The organism is Rhodoblastus acidophilus (genome assembly GCF_009720655.1).
GTDB lineage: Bacteria > Pseudomonadota > Alphaproteobacteria > Rhizobiales > Beijerinckiaceae > Rhodoblastus > Rhodoblastus acidophilus_A.
In genome coordinates this window covers 107,020-124,313 of record NZ_WNKS01000008.1, presented here as the reverse complement: position 1 = coordinate 124,313, position 17,294 = coordinate 107,020, and the positions used below count along the sequence as shown (strand labels likewise).

18 protein-coding genes and 1 tRNA gene are annotated in these 17,294 nt (G+C 65.2%); 10 read left to right on the top strand and 9 right to left on the bottom strand.

The features are described from left to right. Window positions 1–10: 10 nt before the first annotated feature. The 3 genes from GJ654_RS11200 to GJ654_RS11190 form a co-directional block, all read right to left on the bottom strand. Window positions 11–328: a heavy-metal-associated domain-containing protein gene (locus GJ654_RS11200; protein ID WP_264586206.1), complete on the bottom strand. Its 318-nt coding sequence runs from the start codon at window positions 326–328 to the stop codon at window positions 11–13. 9 nt (window positions 329–337) lie between these two features. Continuing rightward, a complete protein-coding gene (locus GJ654_RS11195) occupies window positions 338–811 on the bottom strand; it encodes a hypothetical protein (RefSeq protein WP_246664699.1) in 474 nt (157 codons plus the stop codon). Between the two features lie 443 nt (window positions 812–1,254). Then, complete coding sequence (locus GJ654_RS11190) at window positions 1,255–1,524, bottom strand: hypothetical protein (protein WP_155446238.1); 270 nt, start codon at window positions 1,522–1,524, stop codon at window positions 1,255–1,257. 52 nt (window positions 1,525–1,576) lie between these two features. Here GJ654_RS11190 and GJ654_RS11185 point away from each other — a divergent pair, with 52 nt between their 5' ends. From GJ654_RS11185 to GJ654_RS11150, 8 genes are all read left to right on the top strand, one after another. After that, window positions 1,577–1,756: a TonB family protein gene (locus GJ654_RS11185; RefSeq protein ID WP_155446237.1), complete on the top strand. Its 180-nt coding sequence runs from the start codon at window positions 1,577–1,579 to the stop codon at window positions 1,754–1,756. Window positions 1,757–1,824: 68 nt separating this feature from the next. Beyond that, window positions 1,825–3,459 carry a HAMP domain-containing sensor histidine kinase gene (locus GJ654_RS11180; protein WP_155446236.1) on the top strand — a complete coding sequence of 545 codons (1,635 nt, stop codon included), beginning with the start codon at window positions 1,825–1,827 and terminating at the stop codon, window positions 3,457–3,459. Next, the gene (locus GJ654_RS11175) at window positions 3,456–4,136 is read left to right on the top strand and encodes a response regulator transcription factor (RefSeq protein ID WP_155446235.1); all 681 of its coding nucleotides are present in this window, start codon (window positions 3,456–3,458) and stop codon (window positions 4,134–4,136) included. Before GJ654_RS11180 ends, GJ654_RS11175 begins: the two co-directional genes overlap by 4 nt. A 194-nt stretch (window positions 4,137–4,330) precedes the next feature. Continuing rightward, window positions 4,331–6,241 carry a methanol/ethanol family PQQ-dependent dehydrogenase gene (locus tag GJ654_RS11170; RefSeq protein ID WP_246664698.1) on the top strand — a complete coding sequence of 637 codons (1,911 nt, stop codon included), beginning with the start codon at window positions 4,331–4,333 and terminating at the stop codon, window positions 6,239–6,241. A 150-nt stretch (window positions 6,242–6,391) separates the two neighbouring features. Next, window positions 6,392–7,069, top strand: coding sequence for a pentapeptide repeat-containing protein (locus GJ654_RS11165; RefSeq protein WP_155446234.1), 678 nt, complete (start codon window positions 6,392–6,394; stop codon window positions 7,067–7,069). 65 nt (window positions 7,070–7,134) lie between these two features. Beyond that, window positions 7,135–7,470, top strand: coding sequence for a hypothetical protein (locus GJ654_RS11160; protein ID WP_155446233.1), 336 nt, complete (start codon window positions 7,135–7,137; stop codon window positions 7,468–7,470). Beyond that, complete coding sequence (locus GJ654_RS11155; RefSeq protein WP_155446232.1) at window positions 7,443–8,261, top strand: DUF1194 domain-containing protein; 819 nt, start codon at window positions 7,443–7,445, stop codon at window positions 8,259–8,261. Before GJ654_RS11160 ends, GJ654_RS11155 begins: the two co-directional genes overlap by 28 nt. Window positions 8,262–8,264: 3 nt before the next feature. Then, window positions 8,265–10,364, top strand: coding sequence for a 4Fe-4S binding protein (locus GJ654_RS11150; RefSeq protein WP_155446231.1), 2,100 nt, complete (start codon window positions 8,265–8,267; stop codon window positions 10,362–10,364). Window positions 10,365–10,769: 405 nt separating this feature from the next. On the opposite strand, the gene GJ654_RS11145 is transcribed toward GJ654_RS11150, so the two are convergent. Both GJ654_RS11145 and GJ654_RS11140 read right to left on the bottom strand, forming a co-directional pair. After that, complete coding sequence (locus GJ654_RS11145; RefSeq protein ID WP_155446230.1) at window positions 10,770–10,991, bottom strand: hypothetical protein; 222 nt, start codon at window positions 10,989–10,991, stop codon at window positions 10,770–10,772. A 96-nt stretch (window positions 10,992–11,087) separates the two neighbouring features. Beyond that, window positions 11,088–11,164, bottom strand: a tRNA-Arg gene (locus GJ654_RS11140). Between the two features lie 105 nt (window positions 11,165–11,269). Between GJ654_RS11140 and GJ654_RS11135 the strand changes: the two genes are divergently transcribed. Both GJ654_RS11135 and GJ654_RS11130 read left to right on the top strand, forming a co-directional pair. Then, window positions 11,270–12,061, top strand: a complete 792-nt coding sequence (locus tag GJ654_RS11135) for a hypothetical protein (protein ID WP_155446229.1) — start codon at window positions 11,270–11,272, stop codon at window positions 12,059–12,061. Window positions 12,062–12,090: 29 nt separating this feature from the next. Continuing rightward, the gene (locus tag GJ654_RS11130; RefSeq protein ID WP_155446228.1) at window positions 12,091–13,548 is read left to right on the top strand and encodes a M48 family metalloprotease; all 1,458 of its coding nucleotides are present in this window, start codon (window positions 12,091–12,093) and stop codon (window positions 13,546–13,548) included. Window positions 13,549–13,593: 45 nt separating this feature from the next. Here the strand turns inward: GJ654_RS11130 and GJ654_RS11125 are convergent, their stop codons facing one another. The 4 genes from GJ654_RS11125 to tesB form a co-directional block, all read right to left on the bottom strand. Then, window positions 13,594–13,992 carry a BLUF domain-containing protein gene (locus GJ654_RS11125; RefSeq protein WP_155446227.1) on the bottom strand — a complete coding sequence of 133 codons (399 nt, stop codon included), beginning with the start codon at window positions 13,990–13,992 and terminating at the stop codon, window positions 13,594–13,596. A 177-nt stretch (window positions 13,993–14,169) separates the two neighbouring features. Continuing rightward, entirely contained in the window at window positions 14,170–15,714 is a 1,545-nt protein-coding gene (locus GJ654_RS11120) for an ammonium transporter (protein WP_155446226.1), read from the bottom strand. A 79-nt stretch (window positions 15,715–15,793) separates the two neighbouring features. Continuing rightward, window positions 15,794–16,132, bottom strand: a complete 339-nt coding sequence (locus tag GJ654_RS11115) for a P-II family nitrogen regulator (RefSeq protein ID WP_155446225.1) — start codon at window positions 16,130–16,132, stop codon at window positions 15,794–15,796. A 234-nt stretch (window positions 16,133–16,366) separates the two neighbouring features. Beyond that, window positions 16,367–17,254 (bottom strand): acyl-CoA thioesterase II, encoded by an 888-nt coding sequence (gene tesB / locus GJ654_RS11110; protein WP_155446224.1) that lies wholly within the window; start codon window positions 17,252–17,254, stop codon window positions 16,367–16,369. Window positions 17,255–17,294 lie beyond the last annotated feature (40 nt).

The window sequence follows — 17,294 nt, the reverse complement described above, 5'->3', positions numbered from 1 at the left end:
TTTTAGAAATTTACGCGCCCGCCGCATCGAGCAGGAGGCGCCGCAAATGTTGGCTTTCAGCCGTGATTTCCCCCGAAAGGAAACCGCTCCAGGCGGAGGGCGGGATCGCGCGGGCGTCGTATTCGATGGTGCACGACCGGGCCAGGGCGTTGACGCCGATCGACCGAATGCCTTCGACCGCGCCGAGCGCCTCGCCGAAACGCTTGGCCTCCGCGATCAATTCATGAGGAAGCGGCCCGCTCATTTTCAGACGGATGCGGCCCGGGATGTGATGGGCCATGCTGAGCTGGCGGAGGAAGCCGAGCAGCGGCGACGCGACGTCGGACACGGGCGCCCCCTATCGGAACGCACGCCGCCAGTGAAAGGCGGCGTGCGTCAGCATCAGGAAGACGGACAGATAGCCCGCCTGCGCATGGAGCTTTCGGCTGGAGCGCAACGCGGCGATCGAAACCGCCATGGCCGCGAGCGAGCCGACCTTGGCGACGCGATTGATCTCCCGTTTCGCCCGCGCGTTCAGCACGGGCGCGCTCTCGCGACGCGCCGACGTCGCGGTGGGCGCGTGCGGTTCGGCGGACGGAGGCGTGATGGCGGCGACAATCGCGGCGACCGCCGCGCGGATGCGCGACTCCATCTCCGTGTCGGCGGGATCGAAGCGCAACAGCAGAGAGCCGGTCGCCGGATTGCTTTCGACATCGACGAACGCGCGCAAGCTTTCTTGCATGCGCGCATGCAACTCAAGATTGCGCAGCATGGGGTGGCGCAGCCGCATCCGTCCGGGCAGGACGGATGCAAACAAACTTGCCTGTTTCAATGGAGAGCTTCCCGAAACGCGACTTCAAAATAACAGTCGATCTTTAAAGTTAGAACGATTCTGTCGTCTTGAAGTTTGATCCAAGTCAATTGCGGCGGCGTATCCTTGCGTAACCGATTGTTTCTGAATTCATGTCTGTCCAAGGCGTCGCCGTTGCCAAGCATCGTGCTACAATCCCAGTTGCCGCCGCGTCGAACAGTCGTCGCGACCCGCGAGATCATGGGCCATGCGGAAACTTGACCACAAGCGGATCAATGCAGTTTAGACTCTTTCGAAGATGCAACGGCGGATCTTCGCCATATCGCTTTCATCGCCTCGAATGCCACAACCTGAACGCGATCTAGGCCCGGCATCATGTCTTGCCGGACGCGGACGCTGAACGGATCGAAGAGGCCCCGGCCCGCCCATCCCAGAGCTGCGCTGCGGAACGGGAAGCGACGCGCTCAGGACAGATGCGAAATCAGGATTTTGGCTCCGATGGCGAACAAGCCGGCGCCGCCCTTCGACGCGGCGAGGCCGTAATAGAGGTTGACGGCGGTCCAGAGCTGATCCTGGATGATTTCCTTGTCTTCCAGTAGCGCGAATTCGCCGCCATAGCCTTCGACCTTCAGCGCGGTCGTCTCGTCGATACGGTTCCAGCCAGGCTGGGCGTGCAGCGTCATGCCGAACGGTATGGTGTTGCGGTCGAGCAGCTTGCAACGGAACTCCGCCACGACGCCCGGAAACGCGCCCTGACTTCGTGACTCTTAGGCCAGCACATTCAAGATGGAGTTGGCCTTCACCATTGGTCCGTCCGGTCGCGTCGTCAGCCAGGCGATCACGCGCTCGTCCGGCCACGCGGCGCTCGACGCCGCCGCGCGCGCCATCCTCAGCGCCGTCCAGGCGCCGCCGCCGCCGGGGGGGCGGTTCTCGACGTACACGATCATCAGGTTTCACCTGGACTGACGGCGATCGCTTCGGCCTCTGCGTCCCCGGTCTTGACAGCGCAGTTCCTATGCGGGCTGTTGACGGCCATGGCCTCCAAGCTCAAGTCTCATCAGGCGGCGCCCTCCTGGTCCAGCGAAGCCCGGCATGATCTCGGCGGCATCTCGCTCACCCATGCAGTGATCCTCGCGTCTCTCATCGGCGCGGCGTTTGCCTCGGCGCTCGCCTATTCGACGTTCCAGGACCTGTGGAAGGCCGCCAATTTCCTGGCGCGGGCGGAGCGGTCTTACGAACAATTGTCCGTCGTCACGCTGATCGAAGCGGATGTGAACGCCTTGCTTCTCAATGAAGCCGCGCGCGAAAACCTGCCGGAATGGACAGTTCTGTCGCAGGCCAGCGCCGAGAAGGTCGAAAGGACGCTCACGCTCTATCTTGCCGGCATCAACCAGGAAACCGAACTCCTCGACGAAAAGGGGAGGCAGGCGGAGGAGGTCGCCCGCGCTCTCGAATTGCGCGATTTGTTCCAGTCCGTTCAGGCCAATCTGGCCTTCCTCGCCAATCAGCCGGCGGACCCGCGCCTCGCCCGCGACGGCAGGAATTTGGTTGCCCGGCGCATCGCCGCCGATGTCGTCGCCTTGAGGAGCCGCGCCGCCGCGATCGTCGAAGAGGAGCGCAAGGAGGTGGCCGCGACGAACGCCGAAATGGGCGCGCTGCGCGGCGCGTTTCTGCGCCATGCGGGAACCGCCGCCCTGCTGCTGCTTGCCGGCGTGCTCGCTGCGTTCCGCGCGGTGCGCAACGGCTTTTCCACCCCCTTGCTGGCGCTTGCCCGCGGCGCCGAGACGCTCGCCGAAGGCGACCGCGCGGTGCAGGTCGCGCCGCGCGGCATTCGCGAATTGGGCCAGTTGGCGCGGCAGTTCAACAAGATGGCGGCTCGCATCCTGTCCCAGCAGAGCGAGCTGGAGGACGCCAACAGGCGACTGGAAGCCACGGTCGCCCGGCGCACCCGCGAGTTGGAGGCCAAGACGGACCAACTCGCGCAGGTCGACCGCTCCCGAAAACTGTTTTTCGCCAAGGTCAGTCATGAATTGCGCACGCCCGCCACCGTCCTGCTCGGCGAGGCCGGCCTGGCGCTGCGCCATCGTTCGCCCGATGTCCAGATGCTGCGCGAGGCGTTGCGCCAAATCCGCGCCAACGGCGAGGTCATGCAGCGGCGGCTCGACGACATGCTGCTTTTGGCTCAATCCGAGGAGGGCCGTCTGGCGCTGCGTATCGCGCCGTTTGACCTTGCGCGCGCGTTGCGCGAGGCGCTTGACCTCGCCGGCGCTTTTGCCCGCGCGTGCGGCGTGGTTTTGAAAGCCGCGGGGCTGGACGACGATCTGAGTGTTTCGGGGGATGAGAGCTGGCTGCGGCAAGGGGTTCTCGCCCTGATCGACAATGCCGTGAAATTTTCGCCCGAACGCGGTGAAGTGACGGTGGCGCTGGCGCGGGAAGGGGGGCGCGCACTGCTGAGCGTGAGCGACCAGGGGCCGGGCGCGCCCGGCGCCGCGCTTGAGCGCCTGTTCGATCCCTATTATCAAAGCGAGGAGGGGCTGCGGCGCGGCGGCTCGGGCCTTGGCCTCGCGGTGGCGCGCTGGATCGCCGAACAGCATGGCGGCGCCATAGCCGCGGAAAATCGTCCGGAGGGCGGATTGAAGGTGACGCTGATTCTGCCGGCCTCGGCATGAAGGTTCTGCTGATCGAGGATGACGCGGGCGTCGGACGCCTGCTGGTGAAATCACTGGAAAGCGAGGGGCTTCAGGTCGACTGGCGCCGGGTGGGCCGCAACGCCGTGGATGCCCTGCGCGAGGGCGGCTACGCCCTAACCATCCTCGACCTCATGCTGCCCGACATGGACGGCGTGGCGGTGGCGCGGCAAATCCGCATCGCCGGCCACGACCTCCCCGTGCTGATGCTCACCGCGCGCGCCAGCCTGGACGACAAGCTCGAAGGCTTTCGCTCCGGCGCCGACGATTTTCTCACCAAACCGTTTCACGTCGAGGAATTGATCGCCCGCATCCGTGTTCTTCTGCGGCGAAATATTCCGGCGCGGGGGCCGTCGCCGGTGCTCGCCTTCGGCACGCTGACCGTGGACGAGCGGGCGCGAGAAGCTTGCGTCGATGGACGCGCGCTGGCCTTGACCCGCCGCGAGTTCGACCTGCTCGAATGTCTGGCGCGCAACGCCAACCGCGCCCTGTCGCGCGAGGCGATCATCGCCCAGACGTGGGGCGATTCCAGCGATGTCACGCCCAACGCTGTCGACGTCTATATCGGCTATCTCCGCAAGAAATTGGCGGAAAAGCCGGGCGCGCCGAAAATCGCAACCCTGCGTGGGGTCGGCTATCGCCTCGCGCGGGAAGCCTGATACGATTTCCGCGCGATTTCGTTTTCGCGGATCGCGAAGCGATCTTGCGGAAACCGTATGAGACGGCGCCAAAGTACAGGCGTTTCTGAGAGCGCTCTCATCCTCCTCTCAGGACATTCTCATCCGAACCGCCCTAGCCTGATTTCAACACGGTCCAACGAAACCGGCGTTGAAATCGCAAGGGAGGAAATTTCATGGATTCAAGGCTCCACGCGTTTGGAGCGCGTCGTCGCGCGCGCCTGCTGGCGACCGCCTCGATGCTTGCGCTCGGCCTGACCTTCGCCTTCTCCGGCCCCGCCGCGCGGGCGGAGCGCGGCGAAAAGCCGGTGACCTGGGAGGACATAGCCAACGACGACAAATCCACCTCCGACGTGTTGAGCTATGGTCTCGGCCTCCACGCCAACCGCTTTTCGACGCTGGACAAGATCAATGTCGACACGGTCGGCAAGCTCAAGGCGAAATGGGCGTTTTCCTTCGGCGATGAGCGCCAGCGCGGCCAGGAGGGCCAAGCGCTCGTTCATGACGGCGTGATCTACATCACCGGCTCCTATTCGCGCATGTTCGCGCTGGACGCCAAAACCGGCAAGCGGCTGTGGGCCTATTCGCATCGCCTCGCCGAGGACATCCGGCCCTGCTGCGACGTGGTCAACCGCGGCGCCGCCATCTATGGCGACAAGATCTACATGGGCACGCTCGACGCCGGTATCGTCGCGCTCAACCGCAAGACCGGCAAGGTCGCCTGGCAGAAGAAGTTCGAGGACCACACCGCCGGCTACACCATGACCGGCGCCCCCGCTATCATCAAGGACCAGAAAACCGGCCGGGTCATGCTGATCCACGGCTCCTCGGGCGACGAATTCGGCGTGGTCGGCCGCCTTTACGCGCGCGATCCCGACACCGGCGAGGAAATCTGGATGCGTCCGCTGGTCGAAGGCCATATGGGCCGGCTGAATGGTCAGGAGTCGACGCCGACCGGCGATCCCAAGGCGCCGTCTTGGCCCAACAATCCCGACGGAACCAAGAAGGACAGCTGGAACCACGGCGGCGGCGCGCCTTGGCAGACCGCGACCTTCGACGTCAAGTCCAACACGATCGTTATCGGCACCGGCAATCCCGCGCCGTGGAACTATCACTACCGCTCTGGTCCGAACGGCGACTGGAAGCCCTATGACAGCCTGTACACATCGGGCCAGGTCTACATTGAGCCCTCGACCGGCGAGCCCGTGGGTTTCTTCCAGCACACGCCGAACGACGCCTGGGATTTCTCCGGCAACAATTCGGTGCTGCTGTTCGATCTGGAAAAGAACGGCAAGAAGACCCGCGCCGCTGCGCATGCCGACCGTAACGGCTTCTTTTTCGTCACCGATCTCGACAAGCTGACGGCGCGCGACGGCCGCATTTCCAAACAGGCGGGCGGCGCCATCGGTATCTATCCTTTCGTGCGCGACATTTCCTGGGCTTCGGGCTGGGACCTCGCGACGGGACGGCCGAAGGAGAATAACGACCGCCCGCCGGCGCCAGCCGAGGGCGAAAAGCAGGGAACGCCCGTCCATGTGACGCCGAACTTCCTTGGCGGCACCAACTGGATGCCCATGTCCTACAATCCCAACACCAAGCTGTTCTACATTCCGTCGAACGACTGGACCGAGGATTACTGGACCGAGAACATCACCTACAAGAAGGGCGCGGCCTATCTCGGCCAGGGTTTTCGCATCAAGCGCAAGTTCGAGGATCACGTCGGCGCCCTGCGCGCCATAGACCCGGCCACCGGAAAGATCGTCTGGGAAGCGCTGGAGCAATTCCCGCTCTGGGCGGGGACGCTGACCACCAAGGGCAATCTGGTGTTCACTGGCACGTCCGACGGTTTCGTCAAAGCTTTTGACGCACGTAATGGCAAGGAGTTGTGGAAGTTCCAGACCGGTTCGGGCGTGGTGTCGATCCCGGTCACCTGGGAAGAGGACGGCAAGCAATATCTTGGCATCGCCTCCGGGTACGGCGGCGCGGTGCCGCTGTGGGGCGGCGACATGGCCGATCTAACCAAGCAGGTCAGCCAGGGCGGTTCGTTCTGGGTGTTCGAACTGCCGCCCGAGATGGCCGCCAAGTAAATCATCGCAGATGGACCGGCTCACGTTCCTTCAGAGCCGGTCTTTGCTCCCGTCGCCTCCCATCCCATTCCGGGCGGCGGCGAGAGTGGGCCAGCGAGACGTCCATGCGCCCTGGGCGCGCCATCCTTACTCCCAAGAAGGACCTCGTTCATGTCACATGGCGGTCAAACCTGCAGAGCGACCGGTTCTCGCTGGCCCCTTTTTTTCTCGCTGTTCGCCGCGGCGCTGACCTCCGGGTTCGGCGCTCCGGCGCACGCTTATGATGTCATCGTCAACAAGGATCCCCGGCCCGATCCCTGGGTGGAGAACGGCTGCGCGATCGCGCCGAAAACTCAATGTCCCGGCGTCGACCTGCGCCATGTCGATTTGAAGGACGCCAATCTGTCCGGCGCCAATCTGGCGCGCGCCAATCTGGCGCGCGCCGACCTGCGCCACGCCAATCTCACCGGCGCCAATCTCGAAGGGGCCAATCTCGAAGGCGCGAAGCTCTGGACCGCCTTCATGCAAGCGTCGAAAGCGAAGGGCGCCAATCTGCGCGGCGCCGATCTGTCGTTCGCGCGGATCGCGCGCGCCGATTTCACCGGCGCCGATCTGACTGCGGCCTCGCTCGAACACGCGCGCGCGAATACAGCCAATTTCTTCCAGGCCCGGCTCGTCAACGCCGACTTGCAGGAAGCGCAGCTCTATGATGCCAATCTCGCGGAGGTCGACATGACCGGCGCTCTGAAGCGCTACGCCATTTTCCAGGACGCGGTGATGGATGGCTGCATCGGCTGCCCGCAGGACTGGCAGCGCGGCCCGCGCGCCTGGGAGCTCGGCAAGAAGTGAGGCCGGCGCGGTCGGTCCTGGCGCTGGCCTTGTGCTGCGCCGCTGGCTCGGGCCTCGCGTAGACGGTGACGGACACACTGCTCGCTTGCCGCGCCGTCGTCTCGATCGTCGAGCGACTGGCGTGCTACGACGCGCTCGCGCTCAAACAGGCGCCGCCGCGTTTCCAGGGCAGCCACAATGCGGTCACTGAGCTTTTTACCCTCGACCGCCCGCACCGTCTGCGCTTCCGCTCCGATGGCGTGATCTTTGTCCTCTATCTGATGAACGCCGCCGGCGAGGTCATCCAGAACCTGCACATCGGCGGCGCCGGAGAGGACGATTATCTGATCGACAAGCCCGGCGCCTATCAACTGAGAATCAATGGAGCGGAAGCATGGCGCATCTGGCTCGATCCCGAATGATCGGCGGACTGGCGTTGGCCACGGCTTTGGTCTTGGCCGCCTCGGCGCGGGCCGAAAAGTTCGACACGGCGCTGATCCTCGCCGTCGATGTCTCCGGCTCGATGGACGACGCCCGCTATCGCGTGCAGTTCGAGGGCGTCGCACGCGCGCTGGAGGACCCTTCGGTCGTGCAGTCGCTGCTCGGCGGTCCGCATCATCGCGCGGCGGTTTCCATGCTGGCCTGGTCCGACAGCGCCCATGAGGTGATGGCGTGGCAGGTCATCGCCGACACACGGGACGCGCGCCGCGTCGCCGGGCTGATCCGCGCCATGCCCCGCGTCTCCGGCGAATTCACCTGCCTCGCCACCATGCTGCGGGAGGCGCGCGAGGGGCTGGTCCGCAGCGTTCCCGGGGAGGCTTCGGCAATCGTCATCGACGTGTCCGGCGACGGTCCCGACAACTGCGCCGGTGCGCGCGCAACCGAGGACGAGCGCGACAAGACCGTCGCGGGCGGGGTGACCATCAACGGTCTACCCATTCGCACCGAGAACGAATTCATTGGGACCGGCGCCTATCGGGCGCCGGGTTTCGGCATGGAAGAGTTGCGCAACGAGCCGCATATGGCGGGAGCCACCATCGAGGATTGGTACAAGCAGCATGTGATCGGCGGCCCCGGCGCCTTCCATGTCGTCGCCAATGGCTATGCCGATTTCGAGCGCGCGTTCCGGCGTAAATTCCTGCGGGAGATCGCCTCCCGGCGCGACGGCGCGCATCGGCTTTCGATGAAGGCCGAGAGCCTGCGGCGCGACTGAGACATGGCGAAGAGCTGGATTTTGCGCGCGGCGATGCTTGTGACCCTGGCGATGGTCCTCGTCGCTCCGGGGCGCGCCGCGACGCTCGACCGCGCGGGCGTCGCAAAACTGTTTCCGCCGCCGTTCCAGGTCGGCGAACGCGATCCCGTCCTGCCGATCTGGCCGATTTACCGCAGGATGGCGACGCGGGACGAACTGGTCGCCCATGTTTTCGAATCCGTCGATTTCCAGCCGATCCCGGGGTTTTCCGGCACGCCGGTCAATCTGCTCGTGGCGTTGCGGCCGGACGGCTCCTTCCTCGACGTGCGCGTGCTGTCGCAACACGAACCGGTCTTCGTCGACGGATTGGGGCCGGAGCCCCTGCATGAGTTCGTTCGGCAATACGCGGATTTGTCGCTGCATCAGTCGATCAAGATCGTGCGTCCCGGCGCGCGGACGGCGGCGGCCCCGGACAGCCTCGCGGTGGAGATCGACGGGATTTCCAAGGCCACGGCTTCGGTTCGGATCGTCAACGAGACGCTGATCGCCTCGGCCTTGCAGGTCGCGCGCGCAAAACTCGGCTTTTCCGCCGGCCGCGACCCGAACCGCGTCGCGCGCGTGCGCAAAAATGTTTTCGCGCCGCTGAGTTTCGAGCAATTGCTGGCGCGCGGCTATGTCCGCAAGTTGACGCTGAGCAATGCCGAGGTCGAGCGTGCCTTCGCCGGCTCGGAGGCGGCCGGTCTCGACGCCGAGGCCTTGCGGGCGCCCGGGGCCACATTCACCGAAGTCTATGTGGCGCAGTTCGATGTGCCGATCATTGGCCGCAACCTGCTCGGCGAGGCCGCCTGGCGCAAGCTGATGGGGCTGCTCGACGGCGGCTCAGCCATGTTTGTCGCCGCGCTCGGGCGCTGGACCTTCATGCCGGACAATTTCACGCCGGGGGGAACGCCGGATTACATCGCGCTGGCGCAAGCCGGCGCGCCGGTGATCTGGCGCGATTTCGTCTGGAGCGAAACGCGCGACCCGCCCAAGCCCGAACTCGCGACGGCCGATGTCGCCATCCTGCGTATCCCGCCGGAGGCCGCCTTCGATCCGGCCGGCGCCTCCGAAATCTCCGTGCGCGTCCTTCGCCAGAAGGGCTTGGTCTATCCGGAGAAATACACCGCCGATTTCAAGCTGGGCTACAGCCTGCCGCCAGCGCTGTTCGACTTGCCGCCCGAGGACAAGGGCGTAGGCCTCGCCTCGATCTGGGACAGTCGGGCGCGCGACATCTCCATTCTCGCCGTCGGTCTGGCCGTGCTGGCGGTTGCCCTGTCGCGGCAAAAGGCGTTGGTGCGTTCGCCGCGCCGGCTGAAAATCTTCCGGCTGGGCTTTCTCGCCTTCACGCTCATTTTCATCGGCTGGATCGCCCAGGCGCAATTGTCGATCGTCTGGCTGATTGGCGCGATCAAGGCGCTGAAGGGCGAGGGGAATTTCCAGTTCCTGCTTTGGGACCCGCCGACGCTGATGGTGGCGGCGTTCGCTCTCGTCGCGCTGTTCGCCTGGGGGCGCGGCACCTTCTGCGGCTGGCTGTGTCCGTTCGGGGCGTTGCAGGAATTCGTCGGCGCATTGGCGCGCGCGACGCGGATCAGGCAGTTCGCCCTGCCGCCACGCTATGAACGTCTGGCCCGCCTGCCGAAGTTCATCGTGCTGGCGGTCGTTCTGGTCACCGCGGTGTTGTTCGCGTCGCAGGCGGAGGGGATCGCCGAGATCGAGCCGTTCAAGACCGCGATCACCCTGACCTTCCTCCGCTCTGCGCCCTTCGTTCTTTATGCCGCCGCGCTGGTGCTGATCGGCGTGTTCCATTACAAATTCTTCTGCCGCTATCTGTGCCCGCTCGGTGCGGCCTTCTCGGCGCTGAGTTTTGTGAGGCTCTGGAACTGGATCGCGCGCCGAAGGGAATGCGGAACGCCCTGTCAATTGTGCCGGGTGAAATGCCGCTATGGCGCGATCGCGCGCAGCGGGTCCGTGATCTATTCCGATTGTTTCCAATGCCTGGATTGCGTGGCGATCCATGACAATCCGAAACGTTGTGCGCCCTTGATGTTGAAGGCGAAAACATCGCGTAAAGCGCTGGCGAAATGATCGGCAGCTTGGTCATTGCGAAGGCCGCCAATCATTGGGCGGATTGCAGCGCGGCTATAGATTTCAAACCGTTCGACGGCTTTCCGCCCTCTTTCAGGGGTTCCCGAAGAAGCCTCGACGACCGCAACGAGCCGGACTCGGTCGTAGGGCCGTTCGTGCGTTCACCCGTTGCGACATCTGCGATTGTTAGGCGCCACACCTCGGTGCTACAATTTGAAACGTCGCAGCAGTTTTCACCTGACTTCACAAGGGCTTGAGAGCGGTCGTCGCGCCAGCTGGGGATCCTGCCGCCCCAGCCAATTCATGAAGGATGAAATAAATCAACGGGTTAGAGCAGATCGTCCGACATGAGTCGTAACAGGCGCTCGTTGCAACGAGCTGTGGATAAGTCGGCGCCCCGGAGAATCATTGATCCTTGCTCGCCGCCTCCTGCTCCTTGGCGACAACCCACTTCTCCAGGCCGGCAAGAAACTCTCCGTCCAAAGGCGCTTCGCCCCGCAGACCAGGGATAATGGATTCGTCAAGGCGATTGCGCCCGGTCGCGTTCATCGGCTTGCCGGAGGCTTCCCACTTCATCTTGTTCGCCGCCATCGCCGCTCGCACGCGCTTCACGCCCTCTGGCGTCAAGAAGCCATCGGCAGAGTGAAGGCGCGCGCGGAGTGCCCCGGTGGTGCCCCGCGGCTAGAACGCTGCTTATCAAGCTTACCAACTCATTGAAATTATTGGCGTCCCGGAAGGGATTCGAACCCCTGACCTACGGTTTAGGAAACCGTTGCTCTATCCTGCTGAGCTACCGGGACGCGCGAGAGCGCCGGAACGCCGACGACCGCACGTTTCACGCTCTAGCACAAAATTGTTCGGTGAAAAACATTTCCCATGGCGGCGACCGGATATCCTCGCCCCCCATGCGTCTTGCCCTCGCCGCCTGTCTGATCGTCGCTCGCCTCTCTCCCGCACTGGGCGCCGAATGCCCCGCCGGACCGCGGGAACCCGTCGAAGTGGCGTCTGTCGACCATCGGCTGGACATCCGCCTCGCCGATGGACGCCTGATCTATTTTCCAGCCTTGGAGCCGCCGCGCGCCAGCTCTGCGCAACCTGACCGCGTTGCGACGATCGCCGCCGAGACTCAGGCTTTTCTGCACGGGAAAACCCTGTTCCTGGAAAAGCTCGGCGTTGTTGACCGATGGGGGCGGATGCCGGCGCTCCTGTTCCTGCCCGATCAGGACGAATCGGTCGACGAAATCCTTGTTGGCGCGGGCCTGGCGATGCGCGGGGCCGGCGCTGCGCCTTGCGACCGGGGCGTTCGCCTCGCCGAGGCCGCAGCGCGTGCCGCCGGGGCCGGCCTGTGGTCCGATCCGGCCTTTGCCGTGCTCGTGGCGGATCGCACGCAGGATTTCGTTGGCCGAGACGGCGCGCTGACGCTGGTCGAGGGACGAGTCGCCTCGGTTGGCCGCACGTCGGCGCGGCTTTACCTGAATTTCGGAGGGTTTGGCGGCTTCTACGCCACCATCGCCAAACGCCACATGCAGGCCTTTGAACGCGCAGGATTTTCCGAAGCGGCTCTGCGCAGGAGCGAGCTTCGCCTGCGCGGTGTTGTCGAATTGACGCGCGGACCCCACATGGAATTGTTCCATCCTGAGCAAATCGAGTTTATGGATGAGCCGCGGGACGCCAATCCGTCCGGCCAAAAATTTTGACGGCGCGAGCCGAAACGGGCGAAGAGGACATGGCGGCGAAGCGAAGGCAGGCGTGGCGGTTTTCCGGCTTAGGACCGGCCCTCGCAACGCTCCTGCTGGTCACCGGCTGTTCGACGCTCGAACACCAGGGTGGGCTGAACGTCGAAACGCCCGCGCCCGCGCCGCCCAAGCCGGCGGTCGCGGATACCGCCGAACGCAAAAAACTGATCGCCATGTTCGGAGGTGAATATCGCTGGCCCCGGGCGGAAAACTATCTGAACGACGTTCTGAACAAGCTGGCGCGCGTCAGCGACACGCCGAATCAGCCCTATCGCGTCACCATCCTCAATTCGGGCGCGATCAACGCCTTCGCGCTGCCGACGGGCGACCTGTTCGTCACCCGCGGCCTGCTGGCCTTGGCCAATGACACGGCGGAAATCTCCGCCGTCATGGCCCACGAGATCGGGCATGTCACCGCCCGCCACGCTTTTTTGCGCGCCGAGCAGGAAAAGACCGCGCAGGTGATCACGCGCGCCGCCACGGTGATTCAGAGTCGGCAAAAGGGCGAGCAGCTCGAATCCACGTCCGCCCTGTCGCTGGCGGGCTTTTCTCGCCAGCAGGAGCTGGAGGCCGACAAGATCGGCATACGCGCGGCGGCGCGCGCCGGCTACGATCCGTTCGGCGCTTCGCGTTTCCTCACCGCGCTGGGGCGCGCCTCGGAGTTGCGCAACGAAATGACCGGCCAGAAGAGCGACAAGCCCGATCTGCTCTCCAGCCATCCCTCCACGCCCGAGCGGATCGCCGGTGCGCTTTCGGAGGCGCGGCAGATCGGCGCGCCCGGCGTGGGCGACGTCGCCCGCGCGCCCTATCTCGCCGCCATCGACGGGATGGCGTTCGGTGACGATCCCAAGGACGGGGCCATCATCGGGCGCCAGTTTTTGCATCCGCGCCTGGGCTTCGCCTTCGAAGCGCCCGAAGGGTTTGTGCTGGAAAACTCCCATGCGGCGGTGCTGGGCGTCGCCGACGGCGGAGCGGAAGCCTTGCGGCTCGATAGCGTGCGCGCGCCCGCCGGCAAGAGCCTGACCGCATATCTCACCTCCGGCTGGATCGACGGCTTGCTGCCGTCTTCGGTCGAGACGGGGCAAGTCAACGGCCTGCCCGCCGTGTTCGCCGACGCCCGCGCGGGCGAATGGAATTTTCGGGTGGCGGTGATCGCCTGGCGCGACGAATTTTACCGCATCATCTTCGCGGTGAAGTCGCTGACGCCTGAGATGCGCCAAAAATTCGCCGCCTCGATCGGAAGTTTTCGCGCGCTCGCGCCGGAGGAGGCGAAGGTCGCGGCGACCCTGCGTCTGCGCATCGTGGCCGCGGGCAAGCAGGACACCATCGCCACGCTGGCGGCGCGGATGGCGACGGGCGACCACGCGACCGAGCAATTCATGATGCTCAACGGGATTGGCGAGGACGGGGTGAAGCCCGGAGAGAGCTATAAAATCGTCAGCAATTGAGCGGCGCGCATTCGGGGTGTTCTCCGAATGCGCTCGCGCCAGACGTCAGGCGAGTTCGCGGGCCAGACGCTCAAAGATCGCGACCGCCTCGTCCGGGGTGGCGCGATCGACTGCGCCGGCGTTGACCTCGTCCTGAGTCCACATCCAGGACTGCACGGGGTCGTCGCGCATCGCCCATTTCGGGAACAGTCTTTCGGTGACCTCGCGCCGGCTCAGCACCTTGACCCCGACATGCCGACGATCCCTGGAAATGCGCTGAAAGGTCGCCTCGACCGCCTCTTGCGGTCCTTCAAGCAATTGCAGGTAAATATCGGCGCGGCAGATCAGCGCCCCGGTGACGTCGTCGCGCTCGTTGCGCTGGCGCGAGGTCACGAGGATGGCGCGGAGGTCGCTGACGTCGAAGCCCAGCGGCTGCGAGGCGTAGATCAGTTGGATCATCGGCATATGCGTACTCCTTGGCCAGCGCGCCGGATTTTGTGGCTATGGCGTTGCGATATGCCACGCGTTCGACGGTCCTGTCGAGTTCTTCGGCGCCGCAGCGCGATGATCGATGGCATCGCACGGACCGCCAACAAAAAAGCGGCGGGTCGCCCCGCCGCTTCGATGATCCCTGGGGGGGGATCAGTAGTTGTAGGCGCGCTCGCCGTGGTCGGTGACGTCGAGGCCTTCGCGCTCCTGGTCCGGCGCCGGACGCAGGCCGACGGTCCAGTCCACGAGCTTGTAGAGGATCGCCGAGCCAATGCCCGACCACGCCAGGGTCGTGCCCACGGCCTTGGCCTGGATGAGCACCTGACCCCACATGTCGAAGGCGGCGGTCGGGGCGTTGCCGTTGGCGAAGTTGGTGTAGTCGGTCAGGCCGACGCCGCCGAGGGCCGGGTTCACCAGAATTCCGGTGGCCAGCGCGCCGGTGATGCCGCCGATGCAGTGCACACCGAACACGTCGAGCGCGTCGTCGTAGCCCAGCGCGTTCTTCACGGTGGAGACGAAGAACAGGCAGATCGGCGAGACCGCGAGGCCGAGCACGAGCGAGCCGATCGGACCGGCATAGCCGGAAGCCGGGGTCACGGCGACGAGGCCGGCGACTGCGCCCGAAACCAGGCCGAGCAGCGAGGGCTTGCCCTTGATCGCCCATTCGACCAGCAGCCACGACAGCGCGGCGCCGGCGGTGGCGACCATGGTGTTGACGAAGGCCATGGCGGTCACGCCATTGGCTTCCAGGTTGGAGCCGGCGTTGAAGCCGAACCAGCCGACCCACAGCAGCGAGGCGCCGATCATGGTCATGGTCAGCGAGTGCGGCGGCAGGGCTTCGCGGCCGTAGCCGATGCGCTTGCCGATGATGAGCGCGCCGACGAGGCCGGCGATGCCCGCGTTGATGTGCACCACGGTGCCGCCCGCGAAGTCGAGCGCGCCCGACTGGAAGATGCGGCCGGCGTCGGCGTTCACGGCGTCCAGCGCGGCCTGCGCGGTGGCCTTGTCAGCCTCCGTGGTCGCCTTGGCGAGAGCCTTGGCGGCGTCGCCGATCGCGTCCGGGCCGGCCCAGTACCAAACCATGTGGGCGATCGGGAAATAGATCACCGTCACCCAGAGCAGGATGAACAGCATGACCGCCGAGAACTTCATGCGCTCGGCGAAGGCGCCGACGATGAGGGCCGGGGTGATCATGGCGAAGGTCATCTGGAACACGAAATAGGCGAGTTCCGGAACCACGACGCCGTTGGAGAAGGTGGCCGCGACCGAGCTGGGGGTCACGCCGCTCAGGAAGACCTTGGAGAAACCGCCGACAAAGTCGTTGACGGCGCCGCCGTTGGTGAAGGTCATGGAATAGCCGTAGAGCGTCCAGACCACGCCGACCAGCGAGACGATGGCGAAAACCTGGGTGAGGATCGACAGCATGTTCTTGGTGCGAACGAGACCGCCGTAGAACAGGGCGAGACCCGGGATGGACATCATCAGCACCAGCGCGCTGGAGATCAGCAGCCAGGCGGTGTCGCCCTTGTTGGGGACGGGCGTCGCCGCTGCGGCGGCGGCGGGTTCAGGCGCAGCAGCCGCGGCCGCGGCCGCGGCGGGCGCCGCGTCTTGGGCATAGGCCGCGCAAGCGCAGAGGGCCACGCCGGCTAAGGCGAGCCCGAGCGCTTTCAGCCCGGTCTTCGATGGTGACAAATTCATCATTTCACTCCTGGGACACATGAGTTGGCGAAGTCCGGTCCCACGCCTCCGGGTCGGGGCGGACCATCGCGGGAAGGGATCAGAGCGCGTCGGAATCACGCTCGCCGGTGCGGATGCGGATCGCCTGCTCTAGCGGGCTGACGAAAATCTTGCCGTCGCCGATCTGGCCGGTGCGCGCGGCGCCGGAAATGGCCTCGATCGCCTTGGCCACGAGATCGGCGGCCACCGCGACTTCGATCTTCAGCTTCGGCAGGAAGCTCACGGCATATTCGGCGCCGCGATAGATTTCGGTGTGGCCCTTCTGGCGGCCGTAGCCCTTCACTTCCGTGACCGTGAGGCCGTGGACGCCGACCGCGGTCAGCGCGTCGCGCACCTCATCCAGTTTGAACGGTTTGATGATCGCCGTTACGATTTTCATTTGTTGATCCCTGTTCTTGGCGAAAGAAAATTTCGCTTCTTGGGCGGGCCGGCCGGGCACAGCCGGCGACCTGCTCTGCCTTAACAAGGACCATGCCAGACGCTGAGTCGTAGGGATTCATTAGGTTTTTTGAGCAGAAGCGCGGCTTTTCCCGCGCAATCCGCCTTCCGGAGAGGCAGATGGCGATAAATTAGGCAGACTCGCGCGGCGGCGATGCGGGCGGCGCCTTTTTCCTCACCACTGCCCCAGGCCCGGCGCCGGATCGCGGCGAAGGCGAATGAGGCCTTCCTGCGCGACCGAGGCGATCAGCGCGCCGTCGCGGCTGTAGAGCGCGCCCCGGCTGAAGCCGAGGCCGCCGCGCGCGTTGGGGCTGTCCTGCACATAAAGCATCCACTCGTCGGCGCGGAACGGGCGATGCATCCACAGCGCGTGGTCGAGGCTCGCCGCCTGGATGTCGGGATGGAACACCGAGCGGCCGTGCGCGATCAGCGAGGTGTCGAGCAGGGTCATGTCGGAAAAATAGGCCAGCGTCGCGCGATGCAGCGCGGGATCGTCGGGCAGGAGCGCGGTGGCGCGCACCCAGACTTTTTGCACGGGATCGTCCTGTTTTCCGCGCGAAATATAGCGACCGGGGTCGACGGGCCGCATTTCGATGGGGCGCTCCCGCTGAAAATAGCGGCGCACCGGTTCGGGCATTTGCGCCCCGTAGCGGGCGAGGAAATCACTCTCGTCAGGCAAGTTTTCTGGAGCTGGGACGTCTGGCGGCGAAAACGCGTGCTCGAGCCCGTCCTCCGCATTGAAGAACGAGGCGGCCATCGAAAAAATGACGCGGCCGTGCTGGATGGCCTGGCAGCGGCGGGTCGCAAAACTGCGACCGTCGCGAATGCGATCGACCTGATAGACGATGGGGGTGGAGGGATCGCCGCCGAGCAGGAAATAGCCATGGAGGGAGTGGGCGGGGGCCTGAGGCGCGGTGCGTTGCGCCGCAACCAGCGCCTGGGCGATCACCAGACCGCCGAACACGCGCTGCCAGCCGACCTGGGGGCTGCGGCCGCGAAACAGATTTTCCTCGATCTTTTCAAGATCGAGAATCTCAAGCAATTCGTCGACTGCGCGCGCCATAACCGTCCCCAGACAAAAAAGCGCCGCGGCTGGGCCGCGG

Coding starts and splice junctions, on each gene's coding strand:
- GJ654_RS11165 (WP_155446234.1), top strand. CDS start 6,392: ATGTCACATGGCGGTCAAACCTGCAGAGCGACCGGTTCTCGCTGGCCC.
- GJ654_RS11175 (WP_155446235.1), top strand. CDS start 3,456: ATGAAGGTTCTGCTGATCGAGGATGACGCGGGCGTCGGACGCCTGCTG.
- GJ654_RS11155 (WP_155446232.1), top strand. CDS start 7,443: ATGGCGCATCTGGCTCGATCCCGAATGATCGGCGGACTGGCGTTGGCC.
- GJ654_RS11185 (WP_155446237.1), top strand. CDS start 1,577: ATGGAGTTGGCCTTCACCATTGGTCCGTCCGGTCGCGTCGTCAGCCAG.
- GJ654_RS11150 (WP_155446231.1), top strand. CDS start 8,265: ATGGCGAAGAGCTGGATTTTGCGCGCGGCGATGCTTGTGACCCTGGCG.
- GJ654_RS11135 (WP_155446229.1), top strand. CDS start 11,270: ATGCGTCTTGCCCTCGCCGCCTGTCTGATCGTCGCTCGCCTCTCTCCC.
- GJ654_RS11120 (WP_155446226.1), bottom strand. CDS start 15,714: ATGAATTTGTCACCATCGAAGACCGGGCTGAAAGCGCTCGGGCTCGCC.
- GJ654_RS11170 (WP_246664698.1), top strand. CDS start 4,331: ATGGATTCAAGGCTCCACGCGTTTGGAGCGCGTCGTCGCGCGCGCCTG.
- GJ654_RS11130 (WP_155446228.1), top strand. CDS start 12,091: ATGGCGGCGAAGCGAAGGCAGGCGTGGCGGTTTTCCGGCTTAGGACCG.
- tesB (WP_155446224.1), bottom strand. CDS start 17,254: ATGGCGCGCGCAGTCGACGAATTGCTTGAGATTCTCGATCTTGAAAAG.
- GJ654_RS11125 (WP_155446227.1), bottom strand. CDS start 13,992: ATGCCGATGATCCAACTGATCTACGCCTCGCAGCCGCTGGGCTTCGAC.
- GJ654_RS11180 (WP_155446236.1), top strand. CDS start 1,825: ATGGCCTCCAAGCTCAAGTCTCATCAGGCGGCGCCCTCCTGGTCCAGC.
- GJ654_RS11115 (WP_155446225.1), bottom strand. CDS start 16,132: ATGAAAATCGTAACGGCGATCATCAAACCGTTCAAACTGGATGAGGTG.